13 protein-coding genes and 1 tRNA gene are annotated in these 13,681 nt (G+C 59.6%); 2 read left to right on the top strand and 12 right to left on the bottom strand.

Features of this window, described 5'->3' with window-relative positions; genetic code table 11:
• Positions 1–17: 17 nt before the first annotated feature.
• The 3 genes from ASF70_RS07095 to ASF70_RS07085 form a co-directional block, all read right to left on the bottom strand.
• Positions 18–1,010, bottom strand: coding sequence for a BMP family ABC transporter substrate-binding protein (locus ASF70_RS07095; RefSeq protein WP_062580101.1), 993 nt, complete (start codon positions 1,008–1,010; stop codon positions 18–20).
• Positions 1,011–1,263: 253 nt separating this feature from the next.
• A complete protein-coding gene (gene msrA, locus ASF70_RS07090; RefSeq protein WP_062454138.1) occupies positions 1,264–1,914 on the bottom strand; it encodes a peptide-methionine (S)-S-oxide reductase MsrA in 651 nt (216 codons plus the stop codon).
• Between the two features lie 41 nt (positions 1,915–1,955).
• Complete coding sequence (locus ASF70_RS07085) at positions 1,956–2,285, bottom strand: hypothetical protein (RefSeq protein WP_062578669.1); 330 nt, start codon at positions 2,283–2,285, stop codon at positions 1,956–1,958.
• A 187-nt stretch (positions 2,286–2,472) separates the two neighbouring features.
• Between ASF70_RS07085 and ASF70_RS07080 the strand changes: the two genes are divergently transcribed.
• Positions 2,473–2,562, top strand: a tRNA-Ser gene (locus ASF70_RS07080).
• Between the two features lie 49 nt (positions 2,563–2,611).
• Here the strand turns inward: ASF70_RS07080 and ASF70_RS07075 are convergent.
• Together ASF70_RS07075 and ASF70_RS07070 are read right to left on the bottom strand one after the other, a co-directional pair.
• Entirely contained in the window at positions 2,612–3,619 is a 1,008-nt protein-coding gene (locus ASF70_RS07075) for an NAD-dependent epimerase/dehydratase family protein (RefSeq protein WP_062578667.1), read from the bottom strand.
• Between the two features lie 63 nt (positions 3,620–3,682).
• Complete coding sequence (locus ASF70_RS07070) at positions 3,683–4,078, bottom strand: response regulator (protein WP_062454141.1); 396 nt, start codon at positions 4,076–4,078, stop codon at positions 3,683–3,685.
• 191 nt (positions 4,079–4,269) lie between these two features.
• Between ASF70_RS07070 and ASF70_RS07065 the strand changes: the two genes are divergently transcribed.
• Entirely contained in the window at positions 4,270–4,671 is a 402-nt protein-coding gene (locus tag ASF70_RS07065) for a DUF1236 domain-containing protein (protein ID WP_062578665.1), read from the top strand.
• A gap of 73 nt (positions 4,672–4,744) precedes the next feature.
• Here the strand turns inward: ASF70_RS07065 and pncB are convergent, their stop codons facing one another.
• From pncB to ASF70_RS07030, 7 genes are all read right to left on the bottom strand, one after another.
• Positions 4,745–6,049 carry a nicotinate phosphoribosyltransferase gene (pncB, locus tag ASF70_RS07060; protein ID WP_062578663.1) on the bottom strand — a complete coding sequence of 435 codons (1,305 nt, stop codon included), beginning with the start codon at positions 6,047–6,049 and terminating at the stop codon, positions 4,745–4,747.
• Between the two features lie 159 nt (positions 6,050–6,208).
• Positions 6,209–6,553 carry a hypothetical protein gene (locus tag ASF70_RS07055; RefSeq protein WP_156461794.1) on the bottom strand — a complete coding sequence of 115 codons (345 nt, stop codon included), beginning with the start codon at positions 6,551–6,553 and terminating at the stop codon, positions 6,209–6,211.
• A 109-nt stretch (positions 6,554–6,662) separates the two neighbouring features.
• Positions 6,663–7,613: a glyoxylate/hydroxypyruvate reductase A gene (locus tag ASF70_RS07050; RefSeq protein WP_062578659.1), complete on the bottom strand. Its 951-nt coding sequence runs from the start codon at positions 7,611–7,613 to the stop codon at positions 6,663–6,665.
• 22 nt (positions 7,614–7,635) lie between these two features.
• A complete protein-coding gene (locus ASF70_RS07045) occupies positions 7,636–9,264 on the bottom strand; it encodes an ABC transporter ATP-binding protein (protein ID WP_062580099.1) in 1,629 nt (542 codons plus the stop codon).
• A 4-nt stretch (positions 9,265–9,268) separates the two neighbouring features.
• Positions 9,269–10,411: an ABC transporter permease gene (locus ASF70_RS07040; RefSeq protein ID WP_062578658.1), complete on the bottom strand. Its 1,143-nt coding sequence runs from the start codon at positions 10,409–10,411 to the stop codon at positions 9,269–9,271.
• Positions 10,411–11,496 carry a microcin C ABC transporter permease YejB gene (locus ASF70_RS07035; RefSeq protein ID WP_062454147.1) on the bottom strand — a complete coding sequence of 362 codons (1,086 nt, stop codon included), beginning with the start codon at positions 11,494–11,496 and terminating at the stop codon, positions 10,411–10,413. Before ASF70_RS07035 ends, ASF70_RS07040 begins: the two co-directional genes overlap by 1 nt.
• 201 nt (positions 11,497–11,697) lie before the next feature.
• Positions 11,698–13,539, bottom strand: coding sequence for an extracellular solute-binding protein (locus tag ASF70_RS07030; protein ID WP_062578654.1), 1,842 nt, complete (start codon positions 13,537–13,539; stop codon positions 11,698–11,700).
• Between the last annotated feature and the right edge of the window lie 142 nt (positions 13,540–13,681).

Below are 13,681 nucleotides of genomic sequence, written 5' to 3'. Positions count from 1 at the left end.
CTTTGATGGTTACCTGCTTACATCGGGCAGGCGTTGTCCGACATGTAGTCGTGAACCTTGACGGTGCCGGCAATGATGTCAGCCTTGGCCTTGTCGACGGCTGCCTGCATTTCAGGGGTGATCAGCGACTTGTTGCTGTCGTCGATCGCAGCCGAAACGCCGTCTTCCTTGACGCCGAGCGACTGGATGCCGGCCGTGAACTTGTCGTCCTTCAGATCCTTGTAGGCATTGTAGACAGCCAGATCGACGCGCTTGACCATCGAGGTCAGGACCGAACCCGGATGAAGGTGGTTCTGGTTGCTGTCGACGCCGATCGAGAACTTCTTGTTGTCGGCCGCCGTTTGAAGCACGCCAAGACCGGTCGCACCTGCTGCCGCGTAAACGACGTCGGCACCCTGATCGATCTGGTTCTTGGTGAGCTCGCCACCGCGAACCGGGTCGTTCCAGGCCGCGCCGGTCGTGCCGGTCATGTTCTGGAACACCTGCGCATCAGGCTTTGCTGCCTTGACGCCCTGGGCATAGCCGCAACCGAACTTGCGGATCAGCGGAATATCCATACCGCCGATGAAGCCGACCTTGCCGGTCTTCGAGGCGAGGCCTGCGAGAACGCCGACGAGATACGAGCCTTCCTCTTCCTTGTAGAGAACGGAACGCACGTTCTTCAGGTCAACGACGGAATCGACGATGACGAACTTGGTGTCCGGGAATTCCGCGGCAACCTTCTCCATCGCCGAAGTCCAGGCAAAGGAAACGGCGACGACCGGGTTATATCCGCGGCTTGCGAAGTTGCGGATAGCCTGCTCGCCCTGCGTATCGTCCTTCGGCTCGAAGTCGCGATAGTCGGTGCCGGTTTCCTTTTTGAACTGCTCGGCACCGGCATAGGCTGCTTCGTTGAACGATTTGTCGAACTTGCCGCCGGTGCCATAGACGAGCGCCGGCTTGACTTCAGCGGCGATCGCTGTCGACGACAGCGCGGCCACGGCGACGAGGCTCAAAAGTGTTTTTTTCATCATTCAGCCCTGTTTTTTTAAGTTAGGTCCTCCCGCAGCGCCTCACAGAGGTATCGCTCACGGTCACCTGCCCCCCTCTTCGAAGGCTTGGCTGTCGAATACTCTTGCATGGGTGTTGGAAAATTTCACGAGATTTTTTTCGTTTGGTAAAAAACCACAGGCAGGTCGTAACCCTGCTCAAGGCTTCACCAAATTCGCGCCGGCGTCGCTCAAATCCATGGCGGCCTGGGATGATTTTAGGCAGCCAGCGCGGCTAGGCGACGGGACAGCTCACCCCTGTTCCGCGCAAGCCGCAATAGCCGCCGGGGTTCTTCGCCAGATACTGCTGATGGCACTCCTCGGCGTAGTAGTAATTGCCAATCGGCGCGATCTCGGTCGTGATCGAGACGTCACGCCCCGCAGCAGTCAATGCAGCCTGAAACGCGGCAAGCGCCTTGCCTGCCGCAACCACCTGCTCTGCCGACGTGGTATAGAGCGCGGACCGATAGGTCGTGCCGATATCATTGCCCTGCCGCATCCCTTGCGTCGGATCGTGCTCCTCGAAAAACAGCTTCAGAAGCTGACGGTAGGAGACGATCTCCGGATCGAACACGACTTTCACGATTTCCGCGTGCCCGGTCAGCCCTGTTGTTGTCTCGTGATAGGTCGGGTTCGGGGTCAAGCCGCCCGCAAAGCCGACTGAGGTGACATGAACGCCCGGGACTTGCCAGAACAGCCGCTCGGCGCCCCAGAAGCAACCCATGCCGAAATACGCCACATCCAGACCTTCCGGATAGGGTTCCTTCAGCGCGCGGCCGTTGACGAAATGATGGTCCGACGTTGCGACCGGTGTCTCTCTGCCGGGCAGGGCCTTTTCAACCGATGGCATGACAGTTTTCTTGCTGAACATATCGATCAAGAACATTTCAACCTCCCGAGTGAGGCGCGCCTCGCCTGCCTCTTGCCCTATCTAGCAGAAAAACGCCCGAACGGCGCGGGTTTCCTGTATCCGACCATCCAGAAAAACAGTGCCAGCCCGAGAAAGATCGCAAAGGCCGGCTGCGCCAGAACCGGGGCCACGTAGGGACGCCAGATATCCGAGCCGACATAGGAATTGGCGGAAATCTCCGCCATCGTCAGGCCTTCGGGATCGAAATTCAGCCAGGCATTGCCGAGGCTCGTCATGACGACCGAGGAGGAGGAAACCGAATTGACCGAGTCCATCGTGCCGGCGACGACGGCTGCGATGAGCGCCGCGAGGCTCAAAGCCCGCATCAGAAACCTTACTGTCCTCATCGCAGGCTCCCCTGATGGCACTCAATCGCTGCAGGAAGCAAAATAGTGGCAAGCCTGATCCGTGACAACGCATGACATAAGATTTGTGCAACTGGCGCAAATCGTCCAGATTCCGGTTGATCCTTGGAAATTCATTGGTATATATCGCGCCGACCGCTGCTTCGCCCAAGGCTTGCGTCGGTTTTAAGGACAGGTGGCCGAGTGGTTGAAGGCGCACGCCTGGAAAGTGTGTATACGTGAGAGCGTATCGCGGGTTCGAATCCCGCTCTGTCCGCCATCACTTCCCAACCCAATCTTCAGACTTCCCCCGTTGAACATCCCGAGCGCTAGTCGATCTGGCTGCGGTGTTCCAGATACCATTCGACAAAAGCGCGAACGCCTTCGTTAAGGCCGATCTCGGGTTTGCGGCCGGTCAGTGCGAGCAGCAGGTCGGGGCTTGCGAAGGTGCGGGGGACGTCGCCCTGCTGCATCGGCAGCATTTTCCGTTTCGCCGGTTTGCCCATGATCTTTTCGATCATTTCGACGAAATCCATCAGACCGGCAGGCTGACCACCGCCGATATTGACGATGCGGAACGGACCCTGATGCGACAGCGTGTCGATACCGGCGACGCGGTTGTCTTCAGACGGAATGATCGACGCGAGATCCACGATCGAATCGACGAGGTCGTCGATATAGGTGAAATCGCGGCTCATCTTGCCTTCGCCGTAGATCTCGATTTCCTGATCCTCAATCATCGCCTTGACGAATTTGAACAAAGCCATGTCCGGCCGGCCCCAGGGGCCGTAGACGGTGAAAAAGCGGAAGGCCGTGGTCGGGATCTTGTAGAGATGGGCGTAGCTATGGGCCATCGCCTCCATTGCCTTCTTGCTGGCCGCATAGAAGGTGAGCGGCTCGTCGGCCTTGTCGGTTTCGCGGAAGGGAATATCCGGATTGGCACCGTAGACCGAGGAGGTCGAAGCCAGCAGAAGGTGGCCGACATTGGCTTCGCGGGCCGCTTCGAGCACGTTCCACGAGCCGATCAGATTGCTATCGAGATAGGCCTTGGGGTTTTCGAGACTATAGCGGACGCCCGCCTGGGCGGCGAGATGGACGATCACGTCAGGTTTGAATTCGCGGGTTGCCGCCTGCAGCGTTTCCCGGTCTTCCAGCATCGCCTCGACGGGGCGGAAGGAGGGAAACTGCACGAGGCCGGCGACGCGCGCTTCCTTGAGCTTGAGGCTGTAATAGGGCGTCATTCCATCGAAGCCGAGAACCTCGTGACCATCCTGGAGCAGACGCCGCGCCAGATGAAAGCCAATAAATCCCGCCGTGCCAGTGATGAAATACCGCATCGATCGTCCCGCAATTGCTTTGCGTAACGTCATAACCGCTTGATGCGGCTATGGACAGACCAATTAGTGGAACAGCCGCAGCCTTGCCGGCGGCGTTCCCTGACGGCCATTCTTGCGATCCACCGCAAACTGGATGAGATCCATGGAGGCCTGATCGGTCAGGGGCTTCGCCATAACGCCCACAACGCCTGAAACTCCGGATGCGACAAGACCCGGATTGCCCGTGATCATAATGACGATGATGCCGAATTCGGCAAGCGTCTTGGCGATTTCAGGACCCGTCTCCCCATCCGCCAGCCTGACATCCACGAAAGCGATGTCGGTCTCGCGGGTGTAGTTCAAGGCAACGGTCATGTCGGGTGCAATGCCCACGACATCGTGCCCGCTGCGATGGACGGCATCCTCGATGTCCATGGCGACAAGCAAGCTGTCTTCGACAATCAGAAATCGGTATTCCACATCAAATTCCTCTGCGCGTTGAAGGAAAACATAGGCGGAAGCGCGGCAGAGGCAAGCCCTGCTCCACATCCGCCGATGCCAAGAGCGCCGCACAACGTTACATCCGGTTACGAAAGGTGACAACCGCTCCGGAACGAGTTTGCAAGTTCTACCGTTGTTAGGCCCGAGCGTATAGAAAAAGGAGAACCACCATGAAGAAGCTGACATTTGCTTCCTGCATCATCCTCGCGACAGCCTTTACCGGCCAAGCCTTTGCACAGCAGGGTACTGTTACAGGCGCCGCAGGCGGCGCGGTCACCGGCGCGATCGTTGGCGGCCCGGTTGGCGCTGCAGTTGGTGGCGTTATCGGCGCCGTTGCCGGGACAGCAATCGACCCGCCACCGCGCGAAGTCGTGACCTACGTCCAGGAACAGCCGCTGCCTAACACCGCCTACAGGGTCGAGCAGCCGATCGCCGTCGGCAAGCGGATCCCGCAGACCGTCGTCGTGACACCTGTGCCGAGCAATCCGAAATACGCGTACACGGTCGTCAACAACCAGCGCGTCATCGTTGATCCGGAAACCAACACCGTGGTTCAGGTGATCGAGCAGTAAGTTCGATCTGACATCACCAAACAGACAAGGCCCGGCGAGCTTCCTCGCCGGGCCTTTTTGATTGCGGAAATGACTAGACGACGACCTTTTGGTCGACGCGGTCTTCCTGACCGAAGAATTTGAGATAGCGCTCGACTTCCGACGGTTCGCCGGTAGCCTTGCGGGGATTGTCGGAAAGCTTGACGGCGGGGCGGCCATTCGCTTCGGTCACCTTGCAGACGACCGAGATCGGCTTGAGACCGGCGATTTCCTGTGGCGCACAATCGGCAAAATCATTGGTGAGGTTTGTCCCCCAGCCGAAGCTCATGCGTGCCCGTCCCTCGAAATGGCGATAGGTATCGACGATTGCTTCGACATCCAGACCGTCCGAAAAGATCAGCAGCTTTTCTCTCGGATCACGCCCCATCTTGTTCCACCAGGCGATGATCTTTTCGCCGCCTTCGATCGGCGGCGCGCTGTCGGGACGGAAACCGGTCCAGTCGGCAACCCAGTCCGGAGCGTCGCGCAGGAAGGCGGCCGTGCCGAACGCATCGGGAAGCACGATCAAGAGGTTGCCGTGATAAAGTCGGTTCCAGTCTTTCAGCACCTGATAGGGTGCCTGACGCAGGTCCTCGTCGGTCTCCGCCAAGGCTGCGGCCACCATGGGAAGTTCGTGCGCGTTGGTGCCGACGGCTTCGAGATCGGAATCCATTGCCAGGAGCACGTTGCTCGTCCCGGTAAAGGCGCCGCCGATGCCTTCCTTCAGGGCCTCGACACACCAGCGCTGCCACATGAAGCTGTGGCGGCGGCGGGTGCCGAAATCGGAGATACGAAGACCGGGAAGCGTGCGCAGACGCTCGACCTTCTCCCACATCTTGGCCTTGGCGCGCGCATAGAGCACATCGAGGGTGAAATAGCCGAGCGTCCGCATGGCCGAGCGGGACCGCATCTCGTTGATGATCGCCAATGCCGGGATTTCCCACATCGTCGTCTCCATCCACTTGCCGTGGAAGGTCAGCTCGTATTGGCCGTTATGCTTGGAAAGTTCGTATTCCGGCAGCTTGAACGTCGAAAGCCAGGTCAGGAATTCCGGCTCGAAAATCTGCTTCTTGCCGTAGAAGGTGTTACCGGTGAGCCAGATCATTTCCTTCTTGGAAAGACCGACAGTGCGGGCATGATCGAGCTGCTCGCGCAAGGCAGCCTCGTCGATTTCCTCGGCGAGTTTCACGCTGGTCGTCCGGTTGATGACCGAAAAAGTCGCGTTGACGTCCGGATAAAGTTTCCAGATCATCTGCAACATCAGCAGCTTGTAAAAATCGGTGTCGATCAGACTGCGTATGATCGGGTCGAGCTTCCAGGTGTGGTTATAAACCCTGGTCGCAATATCAGTCTTCGTCATGCCTGCCCCTGCCCGGCCAGACGGCCGGCTCCACCACATCGGCGTCTCGCGAGATTTCGAAACCCTGCGCCAATCCCGGGCAAAGTCTTATCGGCAAATGACTTGGCAAGTCCAGAACGCAATTCGGCCGCGAGATCGCGACCGAACGAGACGGGCCAATCATGGATTTCCGGAGGGACGATCATTGGTTGTCGGGGCCTGCGGCTGGGTGACCGGTGCGTTGCTGGGTGCTGCGCCGGTAGAGTTGCCAGGTGTCGTGCTACCAGCCGGCGGCGTGGCGGTTTGCTCCGTCGGAGCATCTGTCGATTCGCCCCACCACTCGGCGCCGCTCCAGGCGACGATCGCAAGAACGAGACCGCAAACCAGCACGATCAGCATCGGCTTGCCGTAGGAACCCTGCCGCGCTTCGGTCGCAGTTTCCTGAACCGGTGCGCCGTTCGGGTTGGAACTTGTGCCGCGCGAGACGTTCGGTGTGGGTTTGTCGGCATCGAAACGGGTGTTCATGATCACTCCTCCATTGCCGGCATCATCGTCGTCACGCCGGTCCATGCCAGCTAAACCGCGGGTTGGTGCGAATGGTTCCGTTTCGGCCCTTCGGGATCGGGAACATGGCCTAATAGCCGGCTGTGCGGTCCACGACGTGCTGCAGTGCCTCACCGGCTTCGAACCGCTGCATCTGCACCTCGGCATTGCGAAACAGTGCGCGGATATCCGACGCGGAGGCTGCATGCGGCGTCACGATGACGTTGTCCATGGACCAGAAAGGGCTCTCCTTCGACAACGGCTCCTGTTCGAAGACATCCAGCGACGCTCCACCCAGCATGCCACTCTCGAGCGCCGACACGAGATCGGCCTCGACCTGGCTGCCGCCGCGGCCGGCGTTGATGAAGACCGGTTTGCCAAGAGCGCCGCCTTGACGGAGTTTCGCAAACAGCGACGAATCGAACAGGCCGCGGGTCTCCGGCGTCAGCGGCAGGAGGCCGACGAGGATATCGGTTCGACCGAGAAATGCATTCAGACCATCGGCATCGAACGTCTCGACGCCCTCGATCACCTTGAGACTGCGTGACCAGCCGACGACGTTGAAGCCCATGACCTTGAGCTTGGCGACGGAATCGAGACCCAGCTTGCCGAGACCCATCACGCCGACCGTCAGGTCCTTCGCCTCCGGCTGGGCGAGCTCGCGCCACTCGCTGCGACGCTGCTGGGCAAGGTAGGTCGGCATCTGTCGCAGGTGGCTCAGCGCCTGCAGGACAACCCATTCGCTCATGCGTGTCGTCAGGCTCTGATCGACGAAGCGGACGATCGCGCGATCCGGCAGTCCGGGTGTGGCGAGGATGGAATCCACGCCGGCGCCGCCGGAGAAGAGCACGTAGAGGTTCGGCGCGCGCTGGAAGAGATCGACATCCGGCTTCCACATGACCGCATAGCGCGCCTGTGACAGATCCGCCGCCTTGTCTGCGGCATGCAGGATGGTTCGCCCGGGGAAGGCGCCCTCGAGGGCGGCGTGCATTTCACGCTGCTCGAATTTGAGATCGATGACGACCGCGCCTTTTTCGGACATGACTTATTCCCGGATTTTGAGATTACTGATTGATGGCGCCGACTTCGACGGCTTCCAGGTTGAAGGCGGCGGCCATCAGGGCGCGGGTATAATCCTCGCGGGGCGCGCGGAAGATCTGATCGGCCGGGCCCTCTTCGACCACTTTGCCGAGCCGCATGACGATGACGTGGTTGGCGAGCGCCTTTACCACCTTCAGATCATGGCTGATGAAGAGGTAGGCAAGGTTGTGCTTCTTCTGCAGGTCGCGCAGGAGATCGACCACCTGCGCCTGCACGGTCATGTCGAGCGCGGACGTCGGTTCGTCGAGCATGACGAAGCGTGGCTTCAGCACCATGGCGCGGGCAATCGCGATACGCTGCCGCTGGCCGCCCGAGAATTCATGCGGGTAACGCCAGCGCGTGGCCGGATCGAGCCCGACTTCGCCAAGCGCCCAGACGACGCGGGCATCCCGCTCATCGGCCGAAAGCTGGCTCTCATGGACCTTGAGACCCTCGGCAATGATTTCGCCGACCGGCATGCGCGGGCTGAGCGAACCGAACGGATCCTGAAACACGACCTGCAGCCTGTCGCGGAACGGGCGCATCTGCTTGAAGGAATAGTTGCCGATATCGTTGCCGATGAAGACGATGCGGCCTTCGGACGAAATCAGCCTTGCGAGCGCCAAGCCCAGCGTCGTCTTGCCGGAACCGGATTCGCCGACGACGCCCAGCGTTTCACCGGCGCGCAGCGTCAGGTCGACACCATCGACCGCCTTGACGTGATCGACCACCCTGCGCATGAAACCAGCCTTGACCGGGAACCAGACACGGATGTCCTTGCCTTCCATTACCACAGGGCTCTTGGGATCGACGACCGGCGGTTCGCCGCGCGGTTCGGACGCCAGGAGGTGCTGGGTATAAGGATGCTGCGGCTTGGTAAAGACGTCCTCGACGCTGCCTGCCTCGACGATCTTGCCCTTGGTCATGACGCAGACACGATCGGCGAATTTCCGCACGATGCCGAGATCGTGGGTGATGAACAGCATCGACATGCCGTGCTCGCCCTTTAGCGCGCGCAACAGATCGAGGATCTGCGCCTGCACCGTAACGTCGAGCGCCGTCGTCGGTTCGTCGGCGATCAAGAGTTTCGGCCGGTTGGCAAGCGCCATGGCGATCATCACGCGCTGGCGCTGGCCGCCCGAAAGCTCATGCGGATAGGCCTGAAGGCGCTTTTCCGGCTCGCGGATGCCGACCTGGTTCAACAGTTCCAGCGTACGATCCCGCGCCGTCTGGCCGGAGACGCCCTGATGCAGATCGAGGATCTCGCCGATCTGCTTCTCGATCGTGTGGAGCGGATTGAGCGAGGTCATCGGCTCTTGAAAGATCATCGTGATGTCGTTGCCGCGCACGCGGCGCAGGTCGGGTTCCGATGCCTGCAGGAGATCGCGGCCATCAAACAGGATCTGGCCGGAGGGATGGCTTGCCGACGGATAGGGCAGAAGCTTGAGGACGGAATTGGCCGTTACAGACTTGCCGGACCCGGATTCGCCGACCAGCGCCAGAACCTCGCCCGGCTTGATGTCGAACGACACCTTGTCGACGGCGAGCGTCGTTGCGCCGCCCTGGTGGAAGGCGACGGAGAGATCACGCACGGAGAGAAGCGGTTCGGTCATGGTTTCACCCAAACGTCTTTCTCGGATCGAAGGCATCGCGCACCGCCTCGCCGATGAAGATCAGCAGCGACATCATGATCGACATCGTGAAGAAGGCCGTGAGGCCGAGCCATGGCGCCTGAAGGTTGTTCTTGCCCTGGGCGATCATTTCCCCGAGCGACGGCGATCCGGCCGGCATGCCGAGGCCCAGGAAGTCGAGCGAGGTCAATGTTGCGATGGAGCCCGACAGGATGAAGGGAAGGAAGGTCAGGGTGGCGACCATCGCATTCGGCAAAAGGTGCCGATACATGATCGTGGCATTGCCGACCCCCAAAGCGCGGGCGGCGCGGACATATTCGAAATTGCGGGCTCGCAGGAATTCTGCCCGCACCACGCCGACAAAGCCCACCCAGGAAAACAACAGCATGATGCCGAGCAGCACGAAGAAGCCCGGCGGCAGGATGGCTGCGATGATCAGCAGGATGTAGAGGACCGGCATCGATGACCAGATCTCGATGAAGCGCTGCATCAGGAGATCGACCCAGCCGCCGAAATAGCCCTGAATGGCGCCTGATGTCACGCCAATGACGGCCGAACAGATGGTGAGCGCCAGGCCGAACAGGACGGAGAGCCGGAAACCGTAGATCATCCGCGCCATCACATCGCGTGCCTGATCATCCGTGCCGAGCCAGTTGAGGTTGCCGAGGCTGCAATTGGGATCCTGCGCGCCCTGCGGATAGGCCTTGCAGCGTTCATCTGCCGACATCAGCCAGAAGGGTTTTGTCGGGGCCGAGTGCGGGATCTGCGAATTCACCGTCTGATAGGAATAGCGGATCGGCGGCCAGATCATCCAGCCATTGGCCTCGATCTCCTGCTGGATGAAGTCGGAGCGGTAATCGGTCGTGGCGAGGAAGCCGCCGAATTTCTCTTCCGGATAATCAATCATCACAGGATAGAGGATCTCGCCCTTGTAGGACGCGATGATCGGCCGGTCGTTGGCGATGACCTCGGCAGACAGCGCCAGAACGAACAGGACCATGAAGATCCAGAACGACCAGAAGCCGCGCTTGTTGGCACGGAAATTGGCGAGCCGTCGTCGATTGGTCGGCGACATCAGCGTGCGCTTTACGGGAATTGTCTCGGACGGTGTCACGGCAGGTGTCTGCATCACACGTCCCTCCGCTCGAAATCGATGCGCGGATCGATCCAGGTATAGACGAGGTCGGAGATCAGGCTGACGACAAGGCCCATCAGCGAGAAGATGTAGAGCGTGCCGAACACGATCGGATAATCGCGGTTGATGATGGAGAGGTAGCCGAGGCGGCCGAGCCCATCCAGCGAGAAGATGTTCTCAATCAGCAGTGAGCCGGTAAAGAAGGCCGAGATAAAGGCGCTCGGGAAACCGGCGATGACGATCAGCATGGCGTTGCGGAAGACGTGGCCATAAAGCACCTGCCGCTCGTTGAGACCCTTGGCGCGGGCGGTCGTGACATACTGTTTCTTGATCTCGTCGATAAAGGAATTTTTGGTCAGAAGCGTTGTCGTGGCAAAGGCCGATAGCGACAGCGCGATCAGCGGCAGCGTCAGGTGCCAGAAATAGTCGATGATCTTCTGCCACCAGGTGAGCTGGTCGAAATTATCAGAGACGAGGCCCCGCAGGGGGAACCAGTCGAGGAAGGAACCGCCTGCGAACATCACGATCAACAGGATGCCGAACAGGAAGCCCGGAACCGCATAGCCGACGATGACGATGCCCGACGTCCAGACGTCGAAGGTCGAGCCGTCCTTGACCGCCTTGCGAATGCCGAGCGGGATCGAGATCAGATAGGACACGATCAGAATCCAGAAACCGAGCGAGATCGACACCGGCAGCTTGTCGATGATCAGGTCGATCACGGATGTGTTGCGGAAGAAGCTTTCGCCGAAATCAAAGCGCGCGTAATTCCACATCATGTCGAGAAAGCGAGTGAGCGGCGGCTTGTCGAAACCGAATTGCTGCTCGAGCTTCTTGATGAATTCCGGATCGAGCCCCTGGGCGCCGCGATAGCGCGATTCATCGCCACCGCCGCCCTGGCCCATGAGATCGCCACCGCCGCCCGAAAGGCGGTCGCCGCTATCCTGTCCCTGAACCTGCGCAATGATCTGCTCGACAGGACCGCCGGGCGCAAACTGCACGACAAGGAAGGAGATTGCCATGATGCCGACCAGCGTCGGGATCATCAGCAGCAGGCGACGAAGAATATAGGCGCCCATCAGAGCACCCTGCTTTTCGGCTGTGGCCTGATATCGGACGAAACTCCGGACGCACGTCCGCTTCGCACGTCTGCTGGGACTGCTCTCGCATCACCGAAATCCGGCGCAGGGGTCAAACGGCAATCCTCATCGTAGGTGCGAATCAATAGGGTCATTTGGAACAGGTGCGCAGAAGCCACGCAAGCCCGTCAGTTTCTATGATCACTTCTTGGCCGCGGTCGACGACCATGTCGAGGGGAAGCCGATACCATATTCCGGCAGCTTTGCCGGATGGGTGATCCGGTTCCAGTAGGCGACCTTGGCTTCGCCGGAGTAGAAGAGCGGAACCACGTAACATTTTGCCAGCAACACGCGATCCATCGCCTTGACCGCAGCCACCTGGTCGTCACGGTTCGGCGCGAAGACGATTTTCTTGATCAGGGTATCGACTGCCGGATCGGCGATGCCGGCAAAGTTGCGCGATCCATTGCGATCGACCGACTCCGATCCCCAGTAATCCGCCTGTTCGTTGCCGGGGTTCATCGATTGTCCCCATACGTTCCAGATCATGTCATAATCGAAGCTGCGGGTTCGATTGATATACTGCGAGGAATCAACGGTGCGAAGCCGTGCCTCCACCCCGATCTTTTTCAGACTTGCCACGAAGGGATTGACGGTACGCTCCAGCGAGGCGCTGCCGAGCAGGATCTCGAAACTCATCGGCTGTCCGGTTTTGGCATTGACCATCCGGTTGCCTTTCAACTCCCAGCCCGCCTCTTTGAAAAGGCTGATTGCCTTGCGCAGATTGTCGCGAACCTTGTTGGGGTCGCCACCGACAGGATTTGTAAACGGGGTGGTGAAGACCGATGGGGGAACCTGGTCCTTCACTTCGTTCAGGATCTCAAGCTCGCGTCCCTGCGGCAGACCGGACGAAGCAAGTTCGGTTCCCCAGAAGAAACTGTCCACACGCTTGAGCCCGCCAAAGGCGAGGTTCTTGTTCAGATCTTCAAAATCAAGCGCGTAATTCAGCGCCTCGCGGACCCTCGCGTCCTTGAACATATCGCGTCGGCCATTCGGCACCAGCGCTTGCATGATGCCGCTTGCCCTGAATGGATTGGCGAGCGCTTCCTTTTTGATACGCCCGTCCTTCACAGCATCGAAATCATAGCGGGTGACCCACCGGCTGGAGCTGTTTTCCTGCCGGTAATCGATCGTGCCGGCTCGGAAAGCCTCGAACTCGACATCGGCATCGGAGAAATAGGTGTAGCTGACGGTCCTGAAATTATTCTGGCCGAGGTTGATGGGCAGGTCTTTACCCCAGTAGTCGTCGCGCAGTTCGAAGCGGATGGCGGATCCGGGCTGCACCGAAGCGATCTTGTAGGGCCCGGACGCCATCGTGGGCTCAAGCGTCGTGCGGGAAATGTCGCGTTGCTTGCCGGCCGCATCCTTGCCTTCCCACCAATGTTTCGGGAGGATGGGGAAGTCACCGACGATAGATGGCAGCTCGCGATTGTTTTCCTGGTCAAACCGGAAGGTTACTTCGCGGTCGCCGGTCTTCTCGACGCTTGCGACATGGCGATAATAGCCGGAATACATGGCACTCAGCTCCTTGAGCTTCGCCATGCTGAAGATAACGTCCTCCGGCGTGACCGGCTGACCGTCAGCCCATGTCGCTTCCGCTCGCAGCCTGAACGTAGCAGTCGACATGTTCTCCGGATAAGACACCGCTTCGGCCAGGAGACCATAGGTGCTGAAGACCTCGTCCTCGGACCGTTTCATCAGCGTGTCGTAAATCATACCGACACCGGCTGCGGAAGCTCCGCGGTCTATCGCCGGGTTGAGGTTGTCGAACGTCCCCTCATCCGCCAGACGCAGTTCGCCTGCCTTCGGAGCGTTGAGATCCACATAGGGCAGTTGCTTGAAATCTGGGGGCAGAGCAAGATCGCCGATGACGGCGATCCCATGCCGCCATCTGGTGCCTGCATCCTGTGCCGCAACGGATGTGCCAATGACCGCGACGGCTGCCACGGTTACAAAACCCATCTTCCACCAAGCCAAGCCCATGCAACATCCCTTTGTCATTCGTGTTGCAGTGAAGCATAGGGCAAATAACAGCAAAAGACAGGCAGCCGCTGTCACAAGCGATTTATCCGCGAAATCCGGCACCGGTTGCGATCTCCATTTCAACAAAATCGCATTTCACGGT

Origin of the sequence: Rhizobium sp. Leaf321 (assembly GCF_001423215.1) — a bacterium.
In the GTDB taxonomy this organism is placed as follows: Bacteria; Pseudomonadota; Alphaproteobacteria; order Rhizobiales; family Rhizobiaceae; genus Neorhizobium; species Neorhizobium soli.
Note: the sequence above shows the minus strand (reverse complement) of the source record. Positions and strands in the feature narration are given on the sequence as shown.